General features: G+C 63.1%; 23 protein-coding genes. 6 read left to right on the forward strand and 17 right to left on the reverse strand.

The window, feature by feature from the left end; translation table 11 throughout:
* Positions 1–128: 128 nt before the first annotated feature.
* Complete coding sequence (locus REH59_RS15375; RefSeq protein WP_014859573.1) at positions 129–1226, reverse strand: sugar diacid recognition domain-containing protein; 1098 nt, start codon at positions 1224–1226, stop codon at positions 129–131.
* Between the two features lie 163 nt (positions 1227–1389).
* Here REH59_RS15375 and REH59_RS15380 point away from each other — a divergent pair, with 163 nt between their 5' ends.
* The 4 genes from REH59_RS15380 (at position 1390) to REH59_RS15395 (ending at position 6691) form a co-directional block, all read left to right on the forward strand.
* Positions 1390–2718 (forward strand): MFS transporter, encoded by a 1329-nt coding sequence (locus REH59_RS15380; protein WP_004374354.1) that lies wholly within the window; start codon positions 1390–1392, stop codon positions 2716–2718.
* A 176-nt stretch (positions 2719–2894) separates the two neighbouring features.
* A complete protein-coding gene (locus tag REH59_RS15385; RefSeq protein ID WP_014859574.1) occupies positions 2895–4415 on the forward strand; it encodes an apoptosis inducing factor family protein in 1521 nt (506 codons plus the stop codon).
* A 72-nt stretch (positions 4416–4487) separates the two neighbouring features.
* Positions 4488–5498, forward strand: coding sequence for an aldo/keto reductase (locus tag REH59_RS15390; protein WP_014859575.1), 1011 nt, complete (start codon positions 4488–4490; stop codon positions 5496–5498).
* 95 nt (positions 5499–5593) lie between these two features.
* A complete protein-coding gene (locus REH59_RS15395) occupies positions 5594–6691 on the forward strand; it encodes an alkene reductase (protein ID WP_004374351.1) in 1098 nt (365 codons plus the stop codon).
* Between the two features lie 42 nt (positions 6692–6733).
* Here the strand turns inward: REH59_RS15395 and REH59_RS15400 are convergent, their stop codons facing one another.
* The 14 genes from REH59_RS15400 to hisN form a co-directional block, all read right to left on the reverse strand.
* Positions 6734–7714: an LLM class flavin-dependent oxidoreductase gene (locus REH59_RS15400; protein ID WP_004374344.1), complete on the reverse strand. Its 981-nt coding sequence runs from the start codon at positions 7712–7714 to the stop codon at positions 6734–6736.
* 100 nt (positions 7715–7814) lie between these two features.
* A complete protein-coding gene (locus REH59_RS15405; protein WP_004374343.1) occupies positions 7815–8726 on the reverse strand; it encodes a LysR family transcriptional regulator in 912 nt (303 codons plus the stop codon).
* Between the two features lie 68 nt (positions 8727–8794).
* Positions 8795–9874 (reverse strand): metal-dependent hydrolase, encoded by a 1080-nt coding sequence (locus REH59_RS15410; RefSeq protein ID WP_014859576.1) that lies wholly within the window; start codon positions 9872–9874, stop codon positions 8795–8797.
* Between the two features lie 74 nt (positions 9875–9948).
* A complete protein-coding gene (locus REH59_RS15415; protein WP_014859577.1) occupies positions 9949–11199 on the reverse strand; it encodes an OprD family porin in 1251 nt (416 codons plus the stop codon).
* Positions 11200–11253: 54 nt separating this feature from the next.
* Positions 11254–12453 (reverse strand): benzoate/H(+) symporter BenE family transporter, encoded by a 1200-nt coding sequence (locus REH59_RS15420; protein WP_014859578.1) that lies wholly within the window; start codon positions 12451–12453, stop codon positions 11254–11256.
* A gap of 146 nt (positions 12454–12599) precedes the next feature.
* Positions 12600–13514 (reverse strand): catechol 1,2-dioxygenase, encoded by a 915-nt coding sequence (catA, locus tag REH59_RS15425; protein WP_014859579.1) that lies wholly within the window; start codon positions 13512–13514, stop codon positions 12600–12602.
* Positions 13515–13543: 29 nt separating this feature from the next.
* Positions 13544–14872, reverse strand: coding sequence for an MFS transporter (locus REH59_RS15430; RefSeq protein ID WP_014859580.1), 1329 nt, complete (start codon positions 14870–14872; stop codon positions 13544–13546).
* 57 nt (positions 14873–14929) lie between these two features.
* Positions 14930–15691, reverse strand: a complete 762-nt coding sequence (locus REH59_RS15435) for a 1,6-dihydroxycyclohexa-2,4-diene-1-carboxylate dehydrogenase (protein WP_004374331.1) — start codon at positions 15689–15691, stop codon at positions 14930–14932.
* Positions 15692–15836: 145 nt separating this feature from the next.
* The gene (gene benC, locus REH59_RS15440; RefSeq protein WP_014756669.1) at positions 15837–16847 is read right to left on the reverse strand and encodes a benzoate 1,2-dioxygenase electron transfer component BenC; all 1011 of its coding nucleotides are present in this window, start codon (positions 16845–16847) and stop codon (positions 15837–15839) included.
* Positions 16848–16919: 72 nt separating this feature from the next.
* Positions 16920–17405 (reverse strand): benzoate 1,2-dioxygenase small subunit, encoded by a 486-nt coding sequence (benB, locus tag REH59_RS15445; RefSeq protein ID WP_004576276.1) that lies wholly within the window; start codon positions 17403–17405, stop codon positions 16920–16922.
* Entirely contained in the window at positions 17402–18760 is a 1359-nt protein-coding gene (gene benA, locus REH59_RS15450; protein ID WP_014859583.1) for a benzoate 1,2-dioxygenase large subunit, read from the reverse strand. The genes benB and benA overlap by 4 nt, the downstream gene beginning before the upstream one ends.
* Positions 18761–18919: 159 nt before the next feature.
* Complete coding sequence (locus REH59_RS15455) at positions 18920–19876, reverse strand: AraC family transcriptional regulator (RefSeq protein WP_014859584.1); 957 nt, start codon at positions 19874–19876, stop codon at positions 18920–18922.
* 300 nt (positions 19877–20176) lie between these two features.
* A complete protein-coding gene (locus REH59_RS15460; protein WP_012052361.1) occupies positions 20177–20908 on the reverse strand; it encodes a hypothetical protein in 732 nt (243 codons plus the stop codon).
* Between the two features lie 186 nt (positions 20909–21094).
* Complete coding sequence (gene hisN, locus REH59_RS15465) at positions 21095–21886, reverse strand: histidinol-phosphatase (protein WP_014859585.1); 792 nt, start codon at positions 21884–21886, stop codon at positions 21095–21097.
* A 125-nt stretch (positions 21887–22011) separates the two neighbouring features.
* On the opposite strand from hisN, the gene REH59_RS15470 reads away from it, so the two are divergent.
* Complete coding sequence (locus REH59_RS15470) at positions 22012–22902, forward strand: universal stress protein (protein ID WP_004374313.1); 891 nt, start codon at positions 22012–22014, stop codon at positions 22900–22902.
* 256 nt (positions 22903–23158) lie between these two features.
* Positions 23159–25279 carry a TonB-dependent siderophore receptor gene (locus REH59_RS15475; RefSeq protein ID WP_320450318.1) on the forward strand — a complete coding sequence of 707 codons (2121 nt, stop codon included), beginning with the start codon at positions 23159–23161 and terminating at the stop codon, positions 25277–25279.
* Positions 25280–25310: 31 nt separating this feature from the next.
* Here the strand turns inward: REH59_RS15475 and REH59_RS15480 are convergent, their stop codons facing one another.
* On the reverse strand, positions 25311–25832 hold the full coding sequence (locus tag REH59_RS15480) for an acyloxyacyl hydrolase (RefSeq protein WP_014859587.1): 522 nt from the start codon (positions 25830–25832) through the stop codon (positions 25311–25313).
* Positions 25833–26084: 252 nt separating this feature from the next.
* Entirely contained in the window at positions 26085–26528 is a 444-nt protein-coding gene (locus REH59_RS15485) for a hypothetical protein (RefSeq protein ID WP_014859588.1), read from the reverse strand.
* Positions 26529–26639: the final 111 nt, after the last annotated feature.

A 26639-nucleotide genomic window follows, 5' to 3' on the forward strand; every position in this document is an offset into this window, starting at 1 on the left:
TCCTGATGAGCGGCATGCTGACAGGTGGCTGCGCAGGTGGCCTCGGTCAAATGCACAAAACGCCGGCCGGGTTGTTTGGGCAGATGCCTTTTTGCCTGTTCTGGCCCAACCGCCGGCAAGTGAATACTTCAGTCAGCGGGCAACAGCTGCAACCCCAGATACAAGCTAAGCATCCCTTCCAGGCGCAGCGGGTCGACCTCACCCAGCTCGGCTATGCGCTCCAGTCGATAGCGCAGGCTGTTGCGGTGGATGCCCAGGGCATCGGCACAGGACTGGCTCTGGCCGTCATGGGCACACCAGGCGCGCAGGGTGGCGAGTAACTGGCCACTGCTGTCCTTGGCGCGGATGCGCTGCAACGGCTCCAGCAGCTCGTCCAGCGCGTCGTCGTTACGGTGGCGCCACAGCAGCGCCGGCAGCCGGTAGCGCTGCAGGCTGAGCAATCGTTCGCTGGGCAACACTTCGCGGCCATAGGCCAGCAAGTCACGCACCCGGCGGTACCCACGGCGTAACTGCTCCAGGCTCTGCGCTGCACTGCCCAGGGCCAGTCGCTCAATGTTCCAGCCGTGGCGTTGCAGGCGTTCCAGCAGGCGCAGTTCATCCAGTGCCACGCCTGCCGGGCGGCACCACAGCAACGACTGGCGGGCCGGGCTGACGCACCAGCTATCCGGATAACGGCTCATCAACCATGCGGCCAGCGCCTCGGCAGGTGGCCCCGAGGCAATCTCGAACAGGCACGGTATCCGCGGTAGCTGAGGTTTCAAGCCCAACTGACGGGCTTCGTCCAGCAAGCGCGGCGAGTTACCGCTGCCGCCGAGCAATAGCGCCAGCAGGTCGTCACAGCGCTGCCTTCGCCATTGCTGGTCAGCCTGTAAATTGCGTTGGGCCAGCAGCATTTCGGCGGTCATGCGCACCAGCTCGCCATAGGTGCGCACCTGCTGCGGGTCGCCGGTCAGGCCCAACACGCCCATCAGCCGCCCATCGAGCATCAATGGCAGGTTCACGCCGGGCTGCACGCCCTTCAGGCACTTGGCCGCGTCGGTATCCAGTTCGACGATCCGGCCATTGGCCAAGACCAGCTGCGCGCCCTCGTGACGGGTGTTGATGCGCTCCGGCTCACCACTGCCCAGGATCAACCCCTGGCTGTCCATGACATTGACGTTGCAAGGCAAGATGGCCATTGCCCGGTCAACGATATCCTGCGCCAGGTCATGGTCGAGTTCGAACATTGCGGGGTCCTTTAGGTGTTTGGCTTTTGGGCTCGGGCACAGCAGCCTGGGCCAAGCGCTGTGCAAAAGCACAAAGACAGGCTTGCCGCAGTCCCCGAGACTCGTCAGGGCGAGCGCCGGAACAGGCGACGCGGCGAAAACCATAACAACAGAGAACCCGATCATGGCACACAGCCCCGCCCCTGACCAAGGCACGGACACCACCCGCAACGCGCTGTACCGGCGTATCACCTTGCGGCTGATTCCGTTCATTTTCATCTGCTACCTGTTCAACTACCTGGACCGCGTCAACGTCGGCTTTGCCAAGCTGCAGATGCTCGACGCCCTGAAATTCAGCGAAACGGTGTACGGCCTTGGCGCCGGCATCTTCTTCATCGGCTACGTACTGTGCGGCCTGCCGAGCAACCTGGCCCTCAACCGCTTCGGCCCACGGCGCTGGATCGCGCTGATGATGATCGCCTGGGGCAGCCTGTCCACCTGCCTGCTGTTCGTCACCACCCCTACCGAGTTCTACACCCTGCGCCTGCTCACCGGCGCTGCCGAAGCCGGCTTCTTCCCGGGTGTGGTGCTGTACCTCTCGCGCTGGTTCCCGGCGGCCCGGCGCGGCCGCATCATGGCCCTTTTCATGTCGGCGATCCCGGTATCGGGCCTGCTTGGCGGGCCGTTCTCCGGCTGGATCCTCGAACATTTTGCCGCCGGCCAGCACGGCCTGGCCGGCTGGCAGTGGATGTTCCTGATCCAGGGCCTGCCGACCGTGGCCTTGGGCGTACTGGCGGTGTTCCTGCTCAGTGACGGCTACCAGAAAGCCGCCTGGCTGAGCCCGGCTGAACGTCAGCTGATCGCTGCCGACCTGCAGGCCGATGCCGCAAGCAAACCGAGCACCACCAGCGACAGCGTGCTGGCCGTGTTGACCAACCCGCTGATCTGGACCTTCGGCTTCGTCTACTTCTGCATTCAGAGCGGCGTATACGCGATCAACTTCTGGCTACCCTCGATCATCAAGAGCATGGGCTTCGACAACCCGCTGCTGATCGGCTGGCTCAGCGCCATCCCGTACCTGCTGGCGGGTGTGTTCATGATTCTTTGCGGGCGCTCAGCCGACCTGCGCAACGAGCGCCGCTGGCACCTGGTGGTGCCAATGCTGATGGGCGCCGTCGGTCTGCTGATTGCGGTGAACTTCGCCGGCAACCCGAGCATTGCCATTCTTGGCTTGTCGATCGCCACCATGGGCGCGCTTACCGGTTTGCCGATGTTCTGGCCAATGCCGACTGCGCTGCTCAGTGCCGGAGCCGCCGTGGCAGGTCTGGCGATCATCAACTCGGTAGGCCAGATGGCGGGGTTTCTCAGCCCGTACCTGGTCGGGTTCATCAAGGACCAGACCGGTTCAACCGATGCCGCACTGTATTCGCTCGCGGCGTTGATCGTATTGGGTAGCCTGGTGGCCTTGCGTGTTACGCGAGCGGGTTCGCTGAGTACTGCACGGGTGAGTTGAGGCATTCGCAGGCTTGCCCACGCCCACAAGTTTCAAGCCTGTGGGCACGGGCAAGCCTGCAATGATGCCCACCCAAGCCACACCAAATCCACACCCGCCACCGATCGTCAGCTCAACGCATCCCCTTCCCGCCCCAGGCGTCAAATGGTTCCAAAGGCCCCTTTGGAGAAGCCCCCATGACCCAGTACGCCGTGGCCCGCTTGGCCCAGCTCGACGAGCACCGCCCCCTGCGCGTCCAGGCCGGCAACGAAGAACTCATCCTCATCCGCCAAGGCGATCAGGTACACGCCTACCAGGGCAACTGCCCCCACGCAGGCGCCCCCCTTGATGAAGGCGTGGTTTGCGGTGGTTTGCTGGTCTGCCCTTGGCACAAAGCTGCATTCGCCGTTGACGATGGCGTGGTCTGTGAGCCGCCTGCACTCGCCGACCTGCGCCGCTACAAGGCGTGGATCAAGGGCGATGAAGTCTGGGTCGATGACCAGCCCCTGTCGGCAACCGAACCGCCCAGGCACAGCGATGCCCGCTGTTTTGTGGTGGTCGGCGCCGGGGCCGCCGGCAGCGCCGCCGTCGCCACGCTGCTGGCTCATGGCTTCGCGGGCAGGCTGGTATGGATCGACCAGGAGCGCCAGCCGGCCTACGATCGCACAGCACTGAGCAAATTCGTGATTGCCGGGCAGATGCCGCCCGATGAGGTCCCCGCGCTGCTCGAAGCCGACGCCCTGCGCAAGGGCCAACTGCAGCGCAAGCACGGCAAGGTGCGCACCCTGAACAGCCAGAAGCGCCAGGTCACCCTCGCCGATGGTCAGCAGATCGATTACGACGCCTGCCTGCTGGCAACCGGCGGTAAAGCACTGCGCCCAGACATTCCCGGCGCCGACCTGCCCGGGGTGTTCACCCTCCGCTCACTGGAAGATGCTGCACAGTTGCTCGACGCAGCCGAGCCTGGCCAACCGGTGGTCATCGTCGGTGACGGCTTCATCGGCCTGGAGGCAGCCTCGGCATTGCGCAAGTATGGCGTGCAGGTGCACGTGGTCTCGCGCCACGAAGTCCCTCTGGCCCGACAGTTGGGCGAGCGTATCGGGCGCTGCATTCGCGCGCTGCATGAACGAAAAGGCATCACCTTCCACGGCCCCACCGAGGTCGAGCGGATCGAAGGCCAGGACAAGGTCGAAGCGGTGCAACTGGCCAATGGTGAACGGCTGCAGACCCCCTTGGTGCTGTTCGGCACCGGGGTAAAACCCGCCACCGCGTTCCTTCAAGGGGTGCCGCTTGGCGAAGACAAATCGGTGAGGGTCGACGCCGAAATGCGCGCAGCTGACGGTTTGTGGGCCGCCGGTGACATCGCCACGTTCCCGCTCACGGGGCGCCCGGTGCGCATCGAGCACTGGCGCCTGGCCCAGCAACACGGGGTGATCGCCGCCGCCAACATGCTTGGCGAACAACGCCGTTATGCCGATGTACCGTTCTTTTGGACCTACCAGCATGGCCGTACCTATGAAGTGCTAGGCCATGCCAGAGACTGGAACCGGATCGAATTCGTCGGTGACCCGGAAAACGGCGATTTTGTTGCCCTGCAGTGTGTGGATGAACGCGTCGAGGCCGTTATCGCCAAGGGTTACTCCGATGCCATGGCGACGCTGTCGCAACGCCTGAAGCGCCCCTTGAGCCTGCAGGAGGCTTTGGCGCTCATTGGCTGAGGGGTGCCTTTCAATGCATCCCGGTTGTGTGTAAAACAGGCAGGTCAGCCGACTGCATAAGGACCCACGCGCATGATCTACCGCCCCCTCGGCCACAGTGGCCTGCAGGTTTCCGCCCTTACCCTGGGCAGCATGATGTTCGGCGAGCAGACCCGTACCGAGGATGCCCTGCGCATCATCGACAAGGCCTGGGACCAAGGCATCAACTTCATCGACACCGCCGACGTGTACAACGCCGGGCGCTCGGAAGAAATCGTCGGTGAAGCCGTGGCGCGCCATCGCCATGACTGGGTCGTCGCCAGCAAGGTCGGCTTCGGCCCGGCCGACGGCCTGCCTAACCGCAGCGGGTTGTCGCGCAAGCACATCTTCAATGCCGTGGATGCCACACTGACCCGCATGGGCATGGACTATCTGGACATCTACTACCTGCACCGCGAAGACCACAAGGTACCGCTGGAGGAGACCGTGCAGGCCATTGGCGACTTGTTGCGCCAGGGCAAGATCCGCTACTGGGGGGTGTCCAATTTCCGTGGCTGGCGCATTGCCGAGGTCTGCCATGTTGCCGAGCGCCTTGGCGTGCCCAGGCCGGTAGTCAGCCAGCCGCTGTACAACATCGTCAACCGCCAGGCCGAGCCCGAACAGCTCACGGCCGCCGCCGCCCATGGTCTGGGCGTCGTACCCTTCAGCCCGCTGGCCCGGGGCGTGCTCAGCGGCAAGTATGCGCCGGGCGCGGTGCCGGACGCCGGCAGCCGCGCAGGGCGGCAGGACAAACGCATCATGGAAGTGGAGTGGCGCCAGGAGTCGCTGACCATTGCCCGGCAGATTCAGACGTATGCAGAGGCCAAGGGGGTGGGTATTGTCGAATTCGCCATTGCCTGGGTGTTGAATAACCAATGGGTCAGTTCCGCGATTGTCGGGCCGCGGACCGAGGAGCAGTGGGATACCTATGGCGGCGCATTGGCGGTGAAGATTACCGCAGAGGATGAGGCGTTCATCGATTCGTTGGTAACGCCAGGGCATGCGTCCACGCCGGGCTTCAATGACGTGGCGCATTATGTGACTGGGCGGCTGGCACGCAGCTGACGCATTGGGGAGCCCTGAGCCGGGCTCCCGGTCCCCCCTTTCCCCAATCACCTCGGTATCGTGCGCACCATTGGTTTTCCACCTCTGGAGCTGCAATGAAACTCTTGCAACCGCTGCAAATCGGCCCACTCACCCTGCCCAACCGCGTATTCATGGCCCCCCTCACCCGCCTGCGCAGCTTGGAGCCGGGTGATGTACCCACCGCGCTGATGGCCGAGTACTACCGTCAGCGCGCCAGTGCTGGCCTGATCATCACTGAAGCCACGCAAATCTCCTTCCAGGCCAAGGGCTATTCTGGCTCGCCCGGCATTCACAGCGCCGAACAGATCGCTGCCTGGAAGCACATCAACCAAGGCATCCATGCCGATGGCGGCCACAGCGCCGTGCAGGTGTGGCACACCGGGCGGGTGTCGCATACCTCGCTGCAACCTGGCGGCGAGGCACCCGTGGCCCCTTCGGCGCTGCCGGCGGACGCACGCACCACCCTGCGTGACGCGCAAGGCAACCTGACACGCGTGGAAACCTCCGCCCCCCGGGCGCTCAGCGAAGCGGAGATCGCTGGCATCGTCGCCGACTTTGGCCAGGCCGCGATCAATGCCTGTGAAGCCGGCTTCGACTTCATCGAGTTGCACGCCGCCCACGGTTACCTGCTGCACCAGTTCCTCACCCCCAGTGCCAACCAGCGCGAAGACCGCTACGGCGGCAGCGTTGAAAACCGTGCGCGCATTGTGCTGGAGGCGGTGGATGCGGCCATTGCCAACTGGAGCGCCGACCGGGTCGGTATTCGCGTGTTCCCGCTGGGTGGTTTCAATGGTGTGGACAATGGCGAAGACCAGGAAGCCGCCGGCCTGTACCTGATCCGCGAACTGGCCAAGCGAAACCTCGCCTACCTGCACCTGTCCGAGCCGGACTGGGCCGGTGGCAAGCCACTGCGTGACGAGTTCCGCCAGGCCATTCGCGCCGCCTACCCCGGGGTGATCATCGCGGCCGGTGCCTATACCGCCGAGAAAGGCGAAGACCTCATCGGGCGGGGTTTGATCGATGCCGTGGCGTTCGGGCGCGCCTACATTGCCAACCCCGACCTGGTGGAGCGTCTGCGGCTGCAAGCGCCGCTGAATGAGCACCGGGCGAAGTTCGATTACGCCAATGGGCCTGAAGGGTATACGGATTATCCGTTCCTGAAGCAGGCTTGATGCAAAAACGGGCGCTCTTGCGGGCGCCCGGTTTTTGTCGTGTCAGCCCAGTTCAGCCAGCGCCTGCGCGGCATAGGCATGTGACCGCTGCCGCGCCAGCGGGTCATGGATGCGGCAGTCGATCATCAGCTCGTCCGCCCCGGTCTGCTCGATCAGCGAGCGCAGCCCTTCCCTCACCCGTTCAGGCCCTCCGGCTACGGTGCAGGCCATCACCTGCTCGAGCACGGCGCGCTCGTGGTCCGGCAAGCGTTCGATGTAACCCTCTTGCGGCTTGGGCAGCAAGCCAAAGCGCCCGACATGCAGGTCCAGCATCCACTTGCGGTGGGAGCTGGCCAGGTAGTCCGCCTCAGCATCGCTGGCAGCGGCGAACAGGTTCATGCCAACCATCACATAGGGTTTGGCCAGTTGCGCGGAAGGCTGGAAGTTGGCGCGGTAATGGGCAATGGCCTGCAGCAGGTAACGCGGGGCAAAGTGCGAGGCGAAGGCATAAGGCAGGCCCAGCTTCGCCGCCAGGTCAGCACCGAACAGGCTGGAACCGAGGATCCACACCGGCACATCGTGCGCACCCGGTACGCCGCGCACCCGGCGTTTGCCGTTGTCCGCCAGGTAATCACGCAGCTCGGCGATGTCCTGGCTGAAATCTCGCTCTGGCGCGGCGCCGCGCAATGCACGCACGGTCGGCCCGGACGTGCCTGGCGCACGGCCCAGGCCCAGGTCGATACGGCCCGGGTGCAATGTATCGAGGGTGCCAAACTGTTCGGCCACCACCAACGGCGCATGGTTGGGCAGCATGATGCCGCCAGCCCCAACACGAATGTGTCGGGTGGCGTTGGCGATTTCGTTGATCACCAGCGAAGTGGCAGCCGAGCCAATGCCCGGCATGTCATGGTGCTCGGCGATCCAGTAGCGGCTGTAGTGCTGTTGTTCGACATGCCGCGCCAGCTGGCGGGATTCTTCGATCGCATCGGCGAAGGTCTTGCCTTCGCCGATCATGACCAGATCCAGTACGGACAGTGCAGTCATGGGGTCTCCAGAGGGATTATCAGTGGCTGCCAGTTTCCATGCTGCGCCGCCAGCGATAAACCCGGTTTCAGGCCCGGCATAGGGGCCTGGCATTCCCCAATCAGTATTCCCAAGGCACGCCCGGCTCCCAGCTGGCCACCAACAAGTCGATGAAGCCGCGTACCCGAGGGGACAGGTGGCGCTTGCTTGGGTAGACGATGCGAATGGGGTCTGCCGGGGGTCGGTAGGCGTGCAGTACCTCCACCAGATTGCCAGCGCGCAGGTCGTCACCGGTGATATAGGTCGGCAGGTGAATCAGGCCGAAACCGGCCCGGGCGCCGTCAAGCATGGCCTCGGAACTGTCGATGTTCAGCCGCCCGGGATCTTCGCACAGGTGCAGCCCCGCTTCTGTGTGAAAGCGCCAGGGCATGGCCTTCTCGCCCGCTAGGAAGGCGATCTTGTCATGGCCATAGAGGTCGCCGGGCATCTGCGGCACACCGCGCTTCTCCAGATACGCAGGCGATGCACAGGTCACGAACTGCTGCCAGGCGACGGTGCGCGTCAGCAATTGCGAGTCTTCCTTAGGTGCACCGATGCGCACGGCGACGTCCACGCCCTCTTCGACCAGATCAACGAAACGGTCGGTGAAGCGGATATCCGCCCGCAGTTCGGGCCATTGCTTGAGGTACTGGTCGAGGATAGGCAATACATGGCGCTGCCCGAGCGACAGCGGTGCGGTCAGGCGCAGGGTGCCAGTGGGCTTGCCGCGGCGCAGGGCCATGGTGCTTTCGACCTCGTCCAGGTCATCCAGAATCTGCCGCCAGCGCTCGAACGCCACCAGGCCTTCATCGGTCAGGCTCAGCTTGCGCGTAGTGCGGTTGAGCAGGCGCACCGCCATGCGGGCTTCCAGGCGGGCGATGCTCTTGCCCACCGCTGAACGCGTCAGGCCCAGGCTGGCAGCCGCAGCGGTGAAGCTACCGGCCTTCGCGGCGCTGACGAAAGCGGCGATATCGCCGAAGCGGTTGGGTTCCATGGTGTTTTCCTGACGCTGATCGAACCGCCATAGATGGGTGCGATTTCAGGCAATGCAAGGTTCCTGATCTAGTGGGGCTGCCTTGCAGCTTCCGTTTGCCCGAGGTAGCGATCGGTCCAGTTAGCCAGCGGCAGTGGCGGCTGCTGGTCGACAATGCGTCGCCAGATAAGCATCAGCTCTTGAGCGTTGAACAGCGAGCCAGGCCCGCTGCCTCGCCACGGCGAAGGGACACCGACCCTCCACTGCCCTTGATGATCGCGCTGAGCCATGTTGAAACGGAAGGTGTAATTCCCCGGGATACCCATGCGCAGGTCGGTGACCACCAGTGCGTCGCCAATCTGGTCATAACGCAGCCAGTCATCGGTGAACCAGCGCAAGCGCTGGTGCAAAGGGTCATTGTTCAGTGCTTGCGCCAGTTCCAGGTTGCGCGACAAGCGTTGCATTTCGGGTGGTTGCTGGTCGAGCACGCTGCTGATGCCTTCGTAGTAATCGCCATCCGGGGTCTTGGCCAACACCCGCCAGACCAGGCTGTTGAAGGCCATCGGCACGGCACGCACCTCGCTCACGACGACACCTTGCTGGTCCAGTGCCGACTGGAAGCGCTGCTCGGCAGCCATGCGCCCCGCCAGGCCGAAACCCAGGTAGCATGTACTGAACACCAGGGCCATGGTCAGCAGGCGGGTAGCCCTGCGGGTCACGCCCTTCATGAGGGTGAAGACCACCGCAGCCAGCAGCGGCACGGTGTAGACCGGGTCGATAATGAACACCGCCGCCCAGCTTTCCGGGGTGGTGTGCAAAGGCCAGAACAACTGCGTGCCGTAAACCGTGAAGGCGTCGAGCACCGGATGGGTTACCAATACCAGCCAGAACGCCACAAAAAGCCTGGGCAAGGTATACCCCTTGCCGGGCCAGCGCCTGTTGACCAGCCAGGCCAACAGCAAGGCCAGGCCGGTGAGCACGAACAACGAGTGAGAGAAGCCGCGATGATAAGTCATCTGCGACACCGGGTCGGCATAGCGAATGATCACATCCAGGTCCGGCAGCGTGCCCAGTGCTGCACCATACAGCAGCGAGCGTCGGCCCTGGATGCGCCCGAGCACGGTCCCTTGCAGCGCCGCGCCGAGTACGGCTTGGGTGATGGAGTCCAAGGTGGGGATTCCTGAAAGAGTCGTTTCCGCACGCTACCCCCATACACCCCTGATGCGCAATTCTCCTGGAAGGCTCAGAACAGCTGCCAGGTGTACACCAGCGTCAGGCGGTTCTCGTCGATATCACTGCGGTAGTTGGAGCGCGCCATGGCGTTCCTCACCCGTATCCCCAACCCTTTCAGTGCCCCGCTCTGCACCGCATAGCCGATATCCAGGTCACGCTCGCGGTCACGCCCTTCGTAACCCAGCCCGGTGTCGACATTGTTACCGGTTATGTAGCGCACAGTCGCTGTCAGGCCCGGCACGCCCATGGCGGCGAAGTTGTAGTCGTAGCGCACCTGATACGAGCGTTCATCGGTGTAGGCAAACTCATAGGTCGGCACCTCGTTGCCCAGCGGCGAGATGTTGGCGAATACCCGTGGGAACGGGCTATCGCCATAAATGCCCTGGTAGCCGGCGTGGAAGCTGTGCCCGCCATGCCGGGCAGTGAACAGCGAGAAGAACGCCTGGTTGTCGATGTTGCCCAGCAGCGCATCGCCTTGCTCACGCGCGGTGAAATAACCCAGGTTGGCGCTGAGTACCCAGTCCCCGACGGGTTTGCTGTGCTTCAGGCCAACGAAGCCTTGTTGGTAGATGTCCTCCAGCTGACCGTACCAAAGGCTGACGCTGCTCTGATTGGCATTGAACGCATAGTCCCCTCCCACATAGTTGAACGCGTCGCTTTCGGCCTGTCGCATCGGCACATGGCCGAGCATCGCGTTCATCTTGCCGTCGCCACCTTCGTTGCGCAGGTGGGTGCTTTTCAAGTGCCCGGCCTGCATAGTCAGCCCGTCGATTTCCGACGAACTCAAACTCAGGCCCTGATAGGTGGGTGGCAACAGGCGAATATCACTGAAAGTCAGCACCGGCAGGTTCGGTTGCAGTTCACCTGCACGCAGTTCGGTTTTTGATATCCGCGCCTTGAAGGTCGGCGCCAGGCGGCTGTACTCGTCGGCAGCGCGGCCGTCGCCATGCGCCGGCAACAGGCCGGTGTTGGTGCGGTCTGGACTGCTGTCCAGCTTGATGCCCAGCAAGCCCAGGGCGTCCACGCCAAAGCCGACCGGGCCCGGGGTGTAGCCACTTTTGAAGTCGAGGATGAAACCCTGGGCCCACTCCTCGGCCTTGGACTGTTTGTTGGCCCCGACAATGTCGGAAAAATCGCGGCTGAAGTAGTAGTTACGGGCACTCAGGGTGGCCTTCGAGTCCTCGAAGAAGCCGCCTTCGGCAGCCAGCAGTGGCTGGCTGAGCAGTGTCAGGCCCAGGGCAACGCAAGGGGTGTGGTTCATTCCGAAGCTCTCTTGATCTTGTTTTTATGGGTAAAGCGTTGGAAAAACGGCAGTTCATGGGGTACGGCGCAGCACCTCCCGGGCACGTGGTTGGCGCAGCCTCAGCAGCGCGTGCGCCAGCAGGCCGAACAGCAGCCCCCAGAACGCCGCCGACAGGCCCAGGAAAGCCACCCCCGAAGCGGTGACCAGGAAGGTGAACAGCCCGGCGTCGCGCTCGGCCGGTTCTGCCAGGCTGCGGACCAGGGCTTCGCTGATGGCGCCATACAGGGCCAAACCGGCCAGGGCCGCGATCAGGACGGCGGGAAAGGCGGCGAACAGCGACATCAAGGTGGCCCCGGCAATGCCCAGTAGCAGGTACAACACACTGCCAGCCACCGCCGCTACATAGCGCCGTTGCGGGTTTTCATGGGCTTCATGGCCGGTGCACAGGCTGGCGGTAACCGCCGCCAGGTTCAGCCCGTGGCAACCGAACGGCGCCAGTAGCGCCCCAGCCAGGGCACTGGCGCTGATCAGCGGGCTGGCCGGCGTGGCATAGCCAGCGTTGCGCAGTACCGCCATACCCGGCATGAATTGCCCGGTCAGTGCCACCAGCACCATCGGCAGCGCCAGGCTGAATACCGCCGACAGGCTGAACTGGGGGGTAACCCACTGGGGTGAGGCCAGTTCCAGCACCAGTGCCTCGCTGCGCAACGTACCGCTGGCCACGGTCACCAGCATGCCCACGCCCAGCACCGCAGCCACGGCATAGCGCGGCTGCACCCGACGCATCAGCACGTAGGTGACGAACATCGCCAGTACCAGCAGCGGTTGCACCGGCAAGGCGCGGAACACCTCGATGCCAAAACTGAACAGGATCCCGGCCTGCATACCGGCAGCGATAGAACCCGGCAGGCGCGCGATGATGCGGTCGAAGGCCCCGCTGATGCCGATCAGCAGCAGGACCAGGTTGGCCACCAAGTAGGCGCCCACGGCCTGCGCCAGGCCCAGTTGCGGCAAGGCGGTGACCAACAGCGCCGACCCCGGGATCGACCAGGCGATCACTACCGGCACGCGGTAGCGCAGGCTGAGCAGCGCACCGAGTACCGCACTGCCCATGGACACGGCCCAGACCCAGGATGACAACTGCTGGTGCGACAGGCCGGCCGCTTCGGCGGCGTGGAAAATGATCACCAACGGGCCGGCGTAGGAGATCGTCGTGGCAATGCTGCCGGCGACGATGGCCGACACAGAGCAGTCCTTGATCAGCGTTTTCATGAAGCTTCTCGCAAGCCAGCGGCCGGCCTTTGTGGCGGGCTCTTGTTTGGGTGTTGGCTGCTTCGCGGGCTTGCCCGCTCCCACAACGACTGCACAGGCTTCACCTGTGGGAGCGGGTATGCCCGCGAAACAGCCCACTCGGTGGATCAGGCCTCCTGCAAAGCCCGCGGCCGCCCGCTGCGCTGCTCATCGGCACCGCCCTGGGCCTGCTGCAACTGGAAATCGAACTTCAGCTCGGCATGCCGACCCTCCGGCCCTTCGACGAACACCACCTCCCCGACCAGCCCGTCCCGTGTGGCATAGGCAAAGTCATCCCACAGGTACTTGTCCCCCGACAGGTTTATCTGCGTGGTCAGGTGCCGGTACCCGGGCGCCGAGATAAAGAAGTGCACATGGGCCGGGCGCTCGCCATGACGACCCAGCAGGTCCAGGCATTCCTGGGTTGGCCCCTGCGGGTCGCAGCCATAGCCCGATGGCACGATGGAGCGCGCGCGGTAACGCCCTTGGGCATCGGTAACGATGCGCCGACGCAGGTTGTACGCCGACTGGCTTGGGTCGAAGAACGAATAGGTACCACGGGTATTGGCATGCCACAGGTCGACCGTGGCACCCGGCAGCGGGTGTCCGTGCGGGTCCAGCACCTGGCCTTCCAGGAACATCACCGTGGCCACGCCCTCCTCGCTGCCGTCGTCCATGCGCACTTCACCTTGGGCAATCGGTGCGCCAGCCACGTACAACGGGCCTTCGATGGTGCGTGGGGTACCGCCAACGCGCCCTGCCTCCTGGTCCTTGGCATCCTGCAGCAGGTCGAGGAAGTGTTCGATGCCCAGCCCCGCCACCAGCAGCCCGGCCTCGCCACGACCGCCCAGGCGGTTGAGGTAGTCGACGGCGTGCCAGAACTCGTCTTCGCTGATGTCCAGGTCTTCGATCAGCCGCGCGGTATCCTGCAGCAGGCGCTGCACGATGCGTTTGAGGCGTGGGTTGCCGGCCGCATTACCGAAGCCTGCGGCCTCCTCGAAGAACTGCTGTACCTCGGCAGTATGGGAAATGTTCACGGTCATGGGGGTTACCTCGTCTTGTTCTGTTCGGTTCAGGCCTGCGCCGCCAGGGCCTGGGCGTGGCGCCGACCACTGGCCAGGTGCACGGCCATGGCCAGCGCGGCGATGGCGCCAGGAATGGCGAAGGCGATGAAATTGAGTTGAAGTGGCAGGTTGATGCCCATCAGCGCACCGCCCAGCAGCGGGCCGACGATGGCGCCATTACGGCCGATGCCCGAGGCCCAGCCCAGGCCGGTAGAGCGCACCGACAGGCCGTACATCTGCGCCGCGCCGGCATACAGCAGAATCTGCGTACCAATGGTGGTGGCGCCGGCAATGAAGATCAGCAGGTACAGCACCGGCATCGGGCTGTTCACCCCCAGCAGGCTGATCGACAGTGCGGCGGCAATGAAGAACGCCACCTTCACCTTGACCAGGTTGTAGCGGTCGCCCAGCCAGCCGCCGAGGATTGCCCCAGCCATGCCGCCAAAGTTCAGGGCCAGCAGGAATGACAGGCTTGAGCCCAGGCTGTAGCCGGCGTTGGCCATCAGCTTTGGCAGCCAGGAACTCAGGGCGTAGACCATCAGCAGGCAGCAGAAGAACGCAACCCACAGCGCCAGGGTGCGAATCGCCAGGCCATTGCGGAACAGTTCCAGCACCGAAGCGCCGCTGCCTTTGCGGTCGGCCGCCTGAAGCACATCATCGGCCTGGACATCGCAGTCCGGGTCCAGCCGTTTGAGCAATGTGCGTGCTTCCTCGATACGGCCTTGGCGCACCAGGAAGCCGATGGATTCAGGCAGGTAGTAAAGAATCACTGGTAACAGCAGCAGAGGCACCGCTGCGGCGAAGAACATCGACTCCCAGCCAAAACGCGGCAGCATGAAAATGCCGACACCTGCCGACAGCATGCCGCCCAGCGAATAGCCACTGAACATGATCGCCACCAGCGTGCTGCGCAGGCGCTTGGGCGCGTATTCGTTCATCAGTGCCACGGCGTTGGGCATCAGGCCGCCACAGCCCAGGCCGGCGATGAAGCGGTAGATGCCAAACTCGCTCGGGCTGCTGGCAAAGCCGTTGAGGATGGTCGCCCCCGAGAACAAGGCGAAACAGATGGCAATGCCCTTCTTGCGCCCGATGCGGTCGGCCAGGCTGCCGAAGGCCAGGGCGCCGAACATCATGCCGAACAGCGCATAGCTGCCCAGTGCACCGGCTTGCAACGGGGTCAGGCCCCACTCTTTCATGATGACCGGCAGTACCACACCGTAGATGAACAGGTCATAGCCGTCGAAAATCAGCAGCAGGCCGCACCAGGCCATGACCATCCAGTGAAACGGGGAAAAGCGCGCATTGTCGATGATCGGGTGTACATCAAGGGTTCGCATGGCATCTGTCGCTCTTGTTTTTGTTTTGGAAGAAAACTTTTGCCTTGAGGTTGCAGTTCAGCCGAGGTCGCCGCCCCCAACCGGCAGGGTCACGCCGGTGATGTACGAGGCTTCGTCGGACGCGAGGAACAGAATGGCCCCCACCTGCTCGTCGATGCTGCCGTAGCGGTGCATCAGGCTGCTGTCGAGGGTCTGGTCGACGATCTGCTGGTACCAGTGCTTTTCCTGCTCGGTTTGCGCTGCACTGTTGCGCGGTACCCGCCGGGGCGGCGCTTCGGTGCCACCCGGCGCGGTGGCGTTGACACGGATCCCACGGCCAGCCGTTTCGAAGGCCAGGCAGGCGGTGAGCGCATTGACGCCGCCTTTGGCCGCGCCATAGGGCACACGGTTGACGCCACGGGTGGCGATGGACGAAACGTTGACGATGACGCCGCTGCCACGCTCAAGCATGTAGGGCAGCGCGGCATGGCAGCACCACAGTGTCGGGAATAGCGAACGGCGCACTTCGGCCTCGATCTGCTCGACATCGTAGTGCTCGAAAGGCTTGGCCCAGATGGTGCCGCCGACGTTGTTGACCAAGATGTCGAGGCGGCCGAAGGTTTCCACCGCACTGGCCATGACCCGGGCGCAATCGGTGTGTTGCTCCAGGTCGGCGGTGAGGGTGAGCATGCCTTCGCCGGCCAGCTCGTGGACCAGTTCGGAACGGTCTACGGCCACCACTTGCGCACCTTCGGCCTTGAGCCGCCAGCACACACCCCGGCCGATGCCTTGAGCGGCACCGGTGACCAGGGCGACCTTGCCTTGGAATCTGTTGTTCATATGCAAATCTCCGCCTTCCCGCGCGCCCTGCAGGCGCGGGTTTACCCGCGAATGCGTCCGACAAGACAACGCTGCTGTACCTGCAGGCCTCTTCGCGGGTGAACCCGCTCCTACAGGGGCGGTGTCATGTTCGAAATGAAAGGAATCAGGCCGCAGCCGCAAACTTCTCGTAGTAGAAGTTGGCCGGGGTAATGCCCTGTTCGCGCACGTACTGGCTGACCGCTTCCACCATGGGGGGCGGCCCGCACAGGTATACGTCCACATCGCCGTCATTGAGGTGGCGTGGCTCGATGTGCTGGGTGACATAGCCCTTTTGCGGGTACTGGCTGTCCGGGTTGGCGACGCAGGCGCTGTAGGTGAAGTTGGGGATACGTGCCGCCAGCGCTTGCAGGCGGTCGAGTTCGACCAGGTCAAAGTCGTTGGTCACGCCGTAGATCAGGTGCAACGGGTGCTCACTGCCCTGCTCGGCGATCTTCTCCAGCATCGCGGTGAAGGGTGCCAGCCCGGTACCCCCCGCCAGCAGCAACAGCGGGCGCTGGATCGGCCGCAGGTAGAAGCTGCCCAACGGCCCGGCCAGGCTCAGGCTGTCGCCAGCCTTGGCAAGGTTGGTCAGGAAGCTGCTCATCAGCCCACCCGGTACGTTGCGGATCAGGAAGCTGACTTCGCCGTCCTTCTGCAGCGAGCTGAACGAGTAGGCCCGGCTCTGCTCGCTGCCCGGCACCTTGAGGTTGACATACTGCCCCGGCAGGAAGGCCAGACGGCTCAGGGCCTCACCCTTGATCGACAGGGCAATGGTGCTGACCGACAGCTGGCGGACATCGCTGATGGCGGCCTCGAAACTGGCCTGCTCGGTCTTGCACAGCTGCGACGAAGCGGGGATGCGGATGACGCAGTCGCTTTCGGCGCGCATCTGGCACGTCAGCACGTAGCCTTCGGCGATTTCGTCTTCGCTCAAGGCGTCTTCGATGAAGTTGTCGCCAAGGTCATAACGACCGGACTCAGCCTTGCACTTGCAGGTCCCGCAAGCGCCGTCACGGCAGTCCAGCGGAATGTTTATGCCTTGGCGGTAAGCGGCGTCGGCCACGGTTTCTTGACCGGTGGCTTCAATGAAACGGGTAACCCCGTCTTCGAAATTCAGTGCGATCTGGTAGCTCATGTTGCACCTCGCGGGCGAGCCGGGCCACGGCGCGTCACAAGACGCACCGGGCAATGCTCGCAAAACCCTGTATCAGATGTGGTAGATGTCGATGACCTGGCGGACGTAGTCGTTCTTCAGCACCACCTTCTTGGCCTTGATCAGCGGCTGCTCGCCGCGCAAGTCGAGGGTGTAGAAGCTGGTGCCGAAGTAACTGTCGGTGGTCTTGTAGCGGAAGCTCAGGGTGTGCCAGTTGAAGCGCACCTGGCAGCTGCCCTCGCCCTGCTCGACGATCTCGATGTTGCTGATGTTGTGCGAGGTGCGGGTGTCGGGCACGGTCGCACTGGAGCGCTCGGTCTTGATGCGGAACACACGGTCTTCCAGGCCGCCACGGTTGCCGTACCAGATCAGCGAAATTTCGCTTTGTGGGTCTTCGGTGAGGGTGTCGTCATCGTCCCAGCTCGGCATCCAGAAGCTGGCATCGCTGGCGTACAGTTCCAGCCACTGGTCCCACTGGGCATCGTCCAGGTAGCGCGCTTCGCGGTACAGGAAGTCGCGCACGGTGTCATACAGGCTCATTGCACGGCCTCCACGGGGATCAGCTGCTGTTCATCCTTGAGGGCCTGGATCATGGTGTCCTGCCAGTACTTGTGCTGCAGCACGAACAGGCCTTCGTCCTCGGTGCGCACGCCCGACAGCAGGGGTTCGAGTTCAATCTCCTTGGCCGCCTCATCGGCGCCTTCGACCCAGTGTTTCGCGCCGCGAGACATGTCGTTCCAGCCGGTGCCGCCACCATAGCCGGTCTGGCACGAGCGGAATTCTTCCAGGTCGTCCGGGGTGGCCATGCCGCTGACGTTGAAGAAGTCTTCGTACTGGCGGATACGCTTGGCGCGGGCATCGGCGCTCTCGCCTTTCGGCGCGATGCAGTAGATGGTGATTTCGGTCTTGTTCACCGAAATCGGCCGGGCAACGCGGATCTGCGAGCTGAACTGGTCCATCAGGTACACGTTCGGGTACAGGCACAGGTTGCGCGAGTTTTCGATCATCCAGTCGGCGCGTGCCTGGCCGAAGTCGGCGGCCAGTTGGTCGCGGCGCTCATAGGCCGGGCGGTCTTCCGGGTTGGCCCAGCGGGTCCACAGCAGCAGGTGGCCGTGGTCGAAGGAATAGAAACCGCCGCCCTGCTTGGCCCAGGCGCCAGCACTCATGGTCTTGATCTCGTCACCCGCCTCGCGCTGCTTGCGCTGGTTCTGGGTGGCAGCGTAGTTCCAGTGCACGGAGCTTACGTGGTAGCCGTCAGCGCCGTTTTCGGCGGTGAGCTTCCAGTTGCCTTCGTAGATGTACGAGCTGGCACCGCGCAGCACTTCCAGGCCTTCAGGCGACTGATCGACGATCATGTCGATGATCTTCGCTGACTCGCCCAGGTGCTCGACCAGCGGTTTCACGTCGGCGTTCAGGCTGCCGAACAAAAAGCCCCGGTACGACTCGAAGCGTGCCACCTTGGTCAGGTCGTGGGAGCCGTCGCAGTTGAAGCTGTCGGGGTAGCCGGCGTTGCTGGGGTCTTTCACCTTCAGCAGTTTGCCGCTGTTGTTGAACGTCCAGCCGTGGAACGGGCAGGTGTAGCTGGAACGGTTGCCGCGCTTGTGCCGGCACAGCATGGCACCGCGGTGGCTGCAGGCGTTGAGGAAGGCATTGAGTTCACCGTCCTTGTTGCGCGCGATGAAAATCGGCTGGCGCCCCATGGTCAGGGTGAGGAAGTCATTCTTCTCGGGGATCTGGCTTTCGTGGGCCAGGTAGATCCAGTTGCCCTCGAAGATATGTTTCATCTCCAGGTCAAACAGGCGTGGGTCGGTGAACATCTCGCGCTTGCAGCGGTAGACGCCCTTTTCACGGTCGTCCTCAAGCATGGCATTGAGGTAGTCGAATCCCAGGGACATGGCCAGGGTCTCCCTTGTTATTGTTTAGACCTGGTCAGGTTAGAGGCTGGGATTGGGTCGCAATATCCGGTTTGTGCGGGGTGCTATCCGTTTTGTGCAGGTTGAGGTGACAGGTTCAAGCGTCTCTTCGCGGGCGTACCCGCGAGAGACCGGTACCGTTTAACGCCGGTTGCGCAAGGTTTCGGACGGCAATTCGCCAAACTGCTGTCGATACACCTCGGAGAAGCGCCCGAGGTGCAGAAAACCATAATCCATGGCCAGTTCGGTCACGCTACGTACCGAGCAACTGGCATCGCCCAGGCAGGCACGCACCTGTTCCAGCTTGCGTTGTCGCACGTACTGCTTGGGTGTGGTCTGCAGGTGCCGGTCGAACAGCGCATACAACGAGCGCAGGCTCATGCACGCCTGCTCCGCCAGCGCCTCCGCTGTCAGCTCGAACTTAAGGTTGCGGTCGATGTAGTCGATGATCCGCTCCAGGCTTGCACCCGGTGAGCTGAGGCTCTCCCGGCGGATATTGGTGCTCATCAGGGTCAGCAGCTTGCTGGCGACAATCTGGCTGTAATGGCCCTGCACTCTTGGCAACGAATCGCTCACTTCCGCCTCGTGGCAAACCATGGCCAGCAGGTTGACGAAGCCATCCAGCTCCTCCAGCCGGTAATGATTGCGTAAGAACCGCACGCCCCCATCAGGCCGCTGCCAGCGCTGTTCATCGCAGATCGAGTCCAGCAGCCGGGTCGGCACCTTGAGGATGAACTTCTCGCAGTCTTCCGAGTAAGTCAGGTCAACCGGGTCGTCCGGGTTGATCAGCAGCAATTCGCCCGGCACCAGGTGCTGCTCGCGCTTGTGCCCGCGCCACAGGCAGTTGCCATTGAGCAAGACTTGCAGGTGGTAGATGGTTTCCAGCGCGGGCGACGTCACGCGAACACTGCCGCCATAGCTGATACGGCACAGGTCGAGCTCGGCGAACTTGCGATGGCTGAGGCTGGCCTGGGGGTGGGTGGTGCGGGACAGACCGATGCAATGCTGGCCTACATGCTGGTTCACATAATCGGACACAGCGTAAGGGTCGGCGTGGTGAAACACGCTACTGCGCTCGCTCAGCAGGCGGCTTTCCATAGGCAAGGCACTCGGTATCGTTATTGTTCTGGTCGCCGCGCCCTACCGCCTTGTGGGCTGTGGTTGCGGTCATCACGGTCATTCTATCGGGCTGGCAGCGCGTCGCAGGGGCAGGCGACAGCCGGCGGATAGGGGACACTACAGCAAAAAGGCGGGGGTTGGGCAATGCAACGATGGGATTGGCTGGGCGGATAGCGGACAGGTCAGGCGTCATGCGTGTTCGTTTATCGAACAGTATCTTCCGGTACTCGCGTGGCCTGCACGTGACGGCGGAACAAGCGCTCCTGCAACGACCGTCATTCACTGCACCGGCAGGAAGTTCATCAGCAACAGGCTCTGCGCGTAATTCAAGCCTATGCGCCGATAACGTTCATCCAGCAACTCGGCCAGCAAGTCCAGCCGCGCGACGATCTTGCCAAACTCAACGGCAAAACTCAGGTTGCTGCCCTCCTCCGAGATCTCGTTCGAGAACAGCAGCAACACCCCATTGGCATCTTGCCGCTGGCTGAGCATCCATGTTGCCTTCTCGATATTGCGCGCGGCGTTGTTGACGAACAGGGGGTCGATGGTATCGGTCATGTAGAACTCGGTACGCCCGCCATGCGCGGTGATCAGCATGCTGCCAATGGCGTAGATGAAGGCGCCGACCCGGTCCCCGCGAAACTCGGGGCTCAGGGCGTAGCTCAAGGCTGCAAGGTCACGGCGGTTGCCCAGTTGTGGCAGCGGCCGGCGCTGTTCGATGGCAATGCGGATCTGTCGCTCGGCAGTGGCGGCGTCCAGGTAACCAGACATCTTCCACTGGCTGGGGTTGCGCAGGTACAGCTTGTTCATCAGCAGGTACAGGCTTTGCAGGTTGTCGCGCATCGACAGCGTGGCCAGGCGGTCGACGCTGGTCTGGAACAGCTCGCTGGGTTTACCGTTGCCGAGCTGGTTGACCATGTCACGGCCCTGCTGCTGCGTACAGGCGCACAGGCATGCCAGGGCACTTGTCAGAAGCAGGCGGGGGAGGAAATTCGGGTAGCTTGCAACCATCGGCACCGGGTCGATATTCGGCGGCTGCGCTGGGAGTCAGCGCGGCCTGGCCAAGCATAGAGCCCGAAAATGGGAAAAAGTGCGGTGGCTGGAGAGAATGCAAACCTGTGGCGGCCTCTTCGCGGGTGAACCCGCTCCCCCAAAAAGGGACTCGCCCGCGAAGAGGCCAGGGCCGACGAGCCCGGATCACATGGCGTGGCGCAGCATCTCCAGCACCTGCGCATGCAGCGCAGGGTCACCACAGGCCACCACGCACCCGCCATCCTGCGCCGAACTGCCATCCCACGCCGTGATCACGCCACCCGCCCCTTCGATGATCGGCATCAGTGCCTGTACGTCATACGGCTGAAGGCTCGCTTCGACAATCACGTCGACAAAGCCCGAGGCCAGCATGCAGTAGGCATAGCAATCACCGCCGTACCGCATCAATCGCGCCTTGCCGGCGACCGCTTCGAATGCCGCCTTGCGCTCGGCGGTGTCGAACATGTCCGGCGTGGTGCACATCAGCGTGGCGGCAGACAGGTCAACGCAGGCACGCGTCTTCAGGGGCGTGCCACTGCGCCAGGCGCCTGCCGGGGTACCCACGAAACGTTCGCCGGTGAACGGCTGGTTCATCACGCCCAGCACCGGGCGGGTGCCGTCATTCAGGGCAATCAAGGTGCCCCACAGCGGCAAGCCGGTAATGAAGGCGCGGGTGCCATCGATCGGGTCCAGCACCCACGTCAACGGGCTGCTGCCCACTGCAACACCGGCCTCTTCGCCAAGAATGCCATGTTCGGGGTAACGTGCCTGGATCAACTCACGCATGGCGTCTTCAGCGGCCTTGTCGGCCACGGTCACCGGGTCATACAGACGCCCGCCCTTGTCCTCGACATCCAGGCTGGCGCGGAAGTACGGCGCGATCGCTGCAGCGGCAGCATCGGCCAATTGCTCGGCAAAGGCGCGATACGCAACGATCTGTTCAGCACTCAGGGACATGGGACGGGCCTCGTGACAATGATGGGGCACGCATCATACCCGACACATCGCCCCGGTGTACGCTGCGGCAGTCTAGACTGAACATGATCAGGTTACCGGGGGGCTGCCACACGTGGAGGTGTGCGATGAGCCAGTTCAAACGTCTGTTCGTCATGCTCGGCCCGCAAATGCGTCATACGCCTGCGCTGCAACGCGCGGCGGCGTTGGCAGAGTCCAGCGGTGCCCTGCTGGATATCAATGTGTTCGTCGACGACGTCGACACCTTTGGCTTGATGAGCGATGGTCGTGAGCGTGAGCGGCTGCTCAGCGACAACCGCCAGTGGCTGGCGGATGAGGCCGAACAGCTGAGCGATGCCGGTGTGGACGTGTCCACCGAGCTGTTGTTGACCCGCGACCCGCTGGGCAGCGTACTGGAACGGGTCGAACGGCTGGGCTGCGATCTGTTGGTCAAGGACGTACAGCACGAGCCCGTACTCAAACGCCTGCTGGTCACGCCGCTGGACTGGCAGTTGCTCAAGGACAGCCCGGTCGCCGTGCACCTGGTCAGCGACATTCGCCTGCCCCTGCCACGGCAGATCGCCGCCGCGGTGGACCTGAACAGCCACGGCGCTGGCGAACACCTGGACGAGCAGGTCATCCAGTGCGCCCATGACCTGGCCCTGCAGTGCAACGCCGAACTGCACCTGCTGCATGTGTGCGACGCGGCCAAGACCCACATCGCCGACTTCGGCGCCGGTACGGTCACCATGCCCGGCTTCGACAGCAGTGTGCGAACCGCGCAGCGGGCGGCGTTCAACCGCCTGGGCGACCATCACCAGATCCCGCTGGAGCGCCGGCACTTCCTCGAAGGGGCCGCGATCAGGGCCATTGCCCAGTTCGTCGGCCACAACCGGGTGGACGTGATCGTCATGGGCAGCCACCGGCATGACGCCATGCAGACATTCCTGGGCGGGACAACGGCGCATGTGCTGGAACACCCGCTGTGCAATGTGCTGGCGATCAAGGCTGTTCGCTGAGCTTCAGCAGCCTGCCCAGGGGCCAGGCAGGAATAACCTTGTACTGCGAAGAGGCACTTGCACCCACAGAGCAGCTTCTAACCTGTCGGCCCCTTCGCAGTGCCCTGCAGGCACTGTTGTCACTGACGCTTTATCGTCGCTGGTATCTGGTACACCAGTGCCACTCAAAATTAATGCATTTGATAATGATTCGTAGTATGTTCGCGGCGTTTCCCGACCCAGCCCCTCAGCGCCCTATTCAAGGACCGTACTGTCGATGCGCCGCACGTTCGTTTCGCTTTGTGTGCTTCATGCTGTCTCCCCGCTGGCCTTTGCCGAGCCTGAACCGCTCAGCGACCCTAACCCGATCGAACTCCAGGCCCTGAGCATCACCAGTACTGCCGACGGTGAACGCGCCGACGGCCCGGTCGATGGCTACAAGGCCACCCGCTCGGCCAGTGCCACCCGCACCGACACGGCGCTGCACGAAACCCCGCAATCGGTCAGCGTGGTGCCCAAGGATGTGCTGGTAGACACGGGCGCCACGCGCCTGCAGGACGGCCTGGACTACGCCGGGGGTGTCGGCCGCGCCAACAACTTCGGCGGCCAGGGGCTGACAACGTTCACCGTGCGTGGCTTCACGACCGGAGAGTTCTATCGCAACGGCTTTCCGATCAACCGCGGCTACCCCAATGCTCCGGATGCCAACACCGTCGAGCGCCTGGAGGTCATCCGTGGCCCGGCCAGCAGCCTGTACGGCCGTGGCGACCCCGGCGGTACGTTCAACGTGGTCAGCAAGCAGCCGTTGCCCGAGTCCAAGGTCACCCTTGGCAGCCAGTTCGATGACCAGGGTATGCACCGTGCCACCCTCGATGCCACCGGGCCGCTGAGCCAGGACGGCTCGCTGGCCTACCGCCTGAACGTACTGGGTGAAGGCGGCGACAGCTTCCGCGACGATGTCGAAAGCGAGCGCTACGATGTCGCTCCGGTCATCAGCTGGCAGGTCAATGACGCCACGAAGATCACCTTCGAAGGCGATTTCATGCGCAACAACCACCCCCTCGATCGCGGCCTGACCCGCTACCCCACCCAGACCGGCAGCGCCTCGCGCGATACCTATATCTGGGAAAAAGGCAGCGACAACCTGCTGCACAATGACAACAACATGGCCCAGGTGCGTTTCGAGCACCTGCTCAATGACAACTGGTCGCTGGCTGGCGGGTTCCAGGTCCTCGATGGCTCGCTCAAGGGCAACGCTGTCGAAGCCGACGGCGCACCGGCAGATGGACGCACGCTGCAGCGCAACTTCAACTACCGCAAGCTGGAGTGGACCGACCGCGACTGGCAGCTGAACCTGACCGGGCATTTTGACACCGGCAATTTCAGCCATACCTTGTTGACCGGGGTCGAATACGAGAACTACGACTACAACTCGATCATCCAGCGTTCCTCGGCAGCCTACCCGATCGACATCTACAACCCGGTACTGGGCCAGCCGCGTCCGGCCCTGAACCGCACCACCACTTGGGACAAGGAAAACCTGCAGACGTGGGCGTTCTTCATTCAGGACCAAGTGGCCCTGACCGAGCGTTTGAAGGCATTGGCAGGCGTGCGCTTCGAGCGTTTCGAGCATGACTATGACAACAAGCTGAACAATGCCGGCGATTTCAGCAAGGGCGAAAACGGCGTCACACCCCGCCTTGGCTTGATCTATGACCTGACCGATACCCTGGCGGTCTACGCCAACACCGCACGTTCGTTCAAACCCAATACGGGCACGCCGGCCAGTGGCGGTGGTTTCGACCCGGAAAAGGGCAAGTCCTACGAGCTGGGTGTGAAATGGGAGTCACTCGACCGCCAGTTGAGTGTCGACGCGGCGATCTACCACATCGTCAAGGAGAACGTCCTGACGCGCGACCCGGTGAATACCAACTACAGCTTGGCCGCCGGGGAAGTGCGCAGCCGCGGGCTGGATATCAACATCGCCGGTAATATCACGCCTGAGTGGCGAGTAATCGGTGGCTACGCCTATGTCGATGCCGAAGTTACCAAGGACAACCGCCTGCCGACGGGAACGCGACTGGCCAACATCCCGCGCAACAGCTTCAGCCTGCTCAACACATATGAGTTCCAGGACGGTTTTGCCAAAGGTGTTGGGCTAGGACTTGGGGTGAAGTATGTGGATGACCGCAATGGCCAGACCGAGGCGGTCACCTACAACATGGACCAGTACACCGTGGTTGACCTGCTGACGTTCTACAAGGTCAACGAACACGTGCGATTGAATCTGGACGTGAAAAACGTGTTCAACAAGGGGTATGACGAGGGGGCGTTCAACAGCTACGTATACCCCGGCGCACCGCGCACGGTGCAGGCCGGCGTTTCCTATACCTTCTGAATTGCCGGGGCCGCGCCGCGGCCCCGTCATGTCAGAACGCTGTGCTATAGAACAGCGAGTACGACTCTATGCCGTCGTTTGGCTGCTTTATCCCGGCGTTGGAGTAGTGCATGGCACGGATGCCTACCTTCTGTTCTCCCGGCAACTTCAGGCCAAAGCCGATACGGTCTTCAAAGTTGACCGCCGACCCCAGTCGCTGGTCGCCCACGTCGGTCTTTGAAAACGCTGCCAGGCCAATACCTGCCTCGATGTAAGGCGTGTAGGTAAAGCCGCTGAACTCATACGTGAACACCGGGCTGAACGACAGCGAGTGCGCACCACTGGCATCGCCACCTTCCCAATAGGTGTAGGCCGCATCCCAGTAACCGCTCACATGGCCGGTGCTGCTTTCCAGCCATGTCTTGTCCCAGTCGAACGACAGGCCGATACGGTACGTCATGTCACCTTGGCCAGTGGCGCCCACGGCGCCTGATATCTGCGCAGCCTGAACCAGATCGGCCCCGGCAAAGGCCAGCACTGCAACGGCCAGCGAAGCGGCTAGACGGGTTTTCATCAACGACTCTCCTGATGGTCTACACGGCAAGCGGGGGCTTGGGCCCCTCGATGTTTTGCGCTGACCGGTGCATCCAGACCGGTCATACGAGTAATACTTTTCTGATTATTGTCCAGATAATCAGAAAGTTGGAAGTATATTGCCACTATTGGCTAAAACACTCGGTAAAGATGTGCTTGCCGGGCACAGGCATTCGCGAGGCGTGACCTTACCCCAGGCAGGAGCACATCCGTACTCCTGCCTGTCTCTTCATCAACGCCAGTTAAGGCTAACGGTCGTGGGGGCCTTGCCCGTGACGGCCGCCCACTGCTGCACCGCCTGACCTTGGGCATTGCCAATGACCTTGTATTTGCCGGGAGGCAGCTGCACATACAGCAGTGGCCCGGCATCGCTGACGCTGATCACGGGCTGGCCCTGGGCAGTCTGGATATCGACGGTGGCCCCGCTCTGGAACTTGCCTTCCGGGCCGGTCGAAAGCTCTACGTGCAGGTCATAACCCGTGGTCTTGCGCAGGGCATTGGCCTCGTCCTGGCCGATACCGCCCTGCAGGTAGCGCACGCCATTCTGCTCCTGCGGTTGCAACTGCACGGCCTGCATGTCGATGGGGGCATTGAGGTCGGCGGCGGCGGCCAGGGTCCATGGCAGGGCCAGGGTGATCAGTAAGGCTGCGCCGAGCGCATAGTGATGGTTACGCATGGTACGACCCTCCTTTCGAGGATGGCTTACCTAGCATTTGATCCTCCCAGCGAAGGGGTGTTCGTGCTGATGCCTGGTCATGGAGATGAAAGTCACTTCAGATAATCAGGT

This window comes from Pseudomonas sp. BO3-4 (genome assembly GCF_034044115.1).
In the GTDB taxonomy this organism is placed as follows: Bacteria; Pseudomonadota; Gammaproteobacteria; order Pseudomonadales; family Pseudomonadaceae; genus Aquipseudomonas; species Aquipseudomonas alloputida.

Bases quoted from the DNA above. Each gene is read 5' to 3' on its own strand.
- REH59_RS15375 (WP_014859573.1), bottom strand. From the start codon at position 1,226: ATGTTCGAACTCGACCATGACCTGGCGCAGGATATCGTTGACCGGGCA.
- REH59_RS15380 (WP_004374354.1), top strand. From the start codon at position 1,390: ATGGCACACAGCCCCGCCCCTGACCAAGGCACGGACACCACCCGCAAC.
- REH59_RS15385 (WP_014859574.1), top strand. From the start codon at position 2,895: ATGACCCAGTACGCCGTGGCCCGCTTGGCCCAGCTCGACGAGCACCGC.
- REH59_RS15390 (WP_014859575.1), top strand. From the start codon at position 4,488: ATGATCTACCGCCCCCTCGGCCACAGTGGCCTGCAGGTTTCCGCCCTT.
- REH59_RS15395 (WP_004374351.1), top strand. From the start codon at position 5,594: ATGAAACTCTTGCAACCGCTGCAAATCGGCCCACTCACCCTGCCCAAC.
- REH59_RS15400 (WP_004374344.1), bottom strand. From the start codon at position 7,714: ATGACTGCACTGTCCGTACTGGATCTGGTCATGATCGGCGAAGGCAAG.
- REH59_RS15405 (WP_004374343.1), bottom strand. From the start codon at position 8,726: ATGGAACCCAACCGCTTCGGCGATATCGCCGCTTTCGTCAGCGCCGCG.
- REH59_RS15415 (WP_014859577.1), bottom strand. From the start codon at position 11,199: ATGAACCACACCCCTTGCGTTGCCCTGGGCCTGACACTGCTCAGCCAG.
- REH59_RS15420 (WP_014859578.1), bottom strand. From the start codon at position 12,453: ATGAAAACGCTGATCAAGGACTGCTCTGTGTCGGCCATCGTCGCCGGC.
- catA (WP_014859579.1), bottom strand. From the start codon at position 13,514: ATGACCGTGAACATTTCCCATACTGCCGAGGTACAGCAGTTCTTCGAG.
- REH59_RS15430 (WP_014859580.1), bottom strand. From the start codon at position 14,872: ATGCGAACCCTTGATGTACACCCGATCATCGACAATGCGCGCTTTTCC.
- REH59_RS15435 (WP_004374331.1), bottom strand. From the start codon at position 15,691: ATGAACAACAGATTCCAAGGCAAGGTCGCCCTGGTCACCGGTGCCGCT.
- benC (WP_014756669.1), bottom strand. From the start codon at position 16,847: ATGAGCTACCAGATCGCACTGAATTTCGAAGACGGGGTTACCCGTTTC.
- benB (WP_004576276.1), bottom strand. From the start codon at position 17,405: ATGAGCCTGTATGACACCGTGCGCGACTTCCTGTACCGCGAAGCGCGC.
- benA (WP_014859583.1), bottom strand. From the start codon at position 18,760: ATGTCCCTGGGATTCGACTACCTCAATGCCATGCTTGAGGACGACCGT.
- REH59_RS15455 (WP_014859584.1), bottom strand. From the start codon at position 19,876: ATGGAAAGCCGCCTGCTGAGCGAGCGCAGTAGCGTGTTTCACCACGCC.
- REH59_RS15460 (WP_012052361.1), bottom strand. From the start codon at position 20,908: ATGGTTGCAAGCTACCCGAATTTCCTCCCCCGCCTGCTTCTGACAAGT.
- hisN (WP_014859585.1), bottom strand. From the start codon at position 21,886: ATGTCCCTGAGTGCTGAACAGATCGTTGCGTATCGCGCCTTTGCCGAG.
- REH59_RS15470 (WP_004374313.1), top strand. From the start codon at position 22,012: ATGAGCCAGTTCAAACGTCTGTTCGTCATGCTCGGCCCGCAAATGCGT.
- REH59_RS15475 (WP_320450318.1), top strand. From the start codon at position 23,159: ATGCGCCGCACGTTCGTTTCGCTTTGTGTGCTTCATGCTGTCTCCCCG.
- REH59_RS15480 (WP_014859587.1), bottom strand. From the start codon at position 25,832: ATGAAAACCCGTCTAGCCGCTTCGCTGGCCGTTGCAGTGCTGGCCTTT.
- REH59_RS15485 (WP_014859588.1), bottom strand. From the start codon at position 26,528: ATGCGTAACCATCACTATGCGCTCGGCGCAGCCTTACTGATCACCCTG.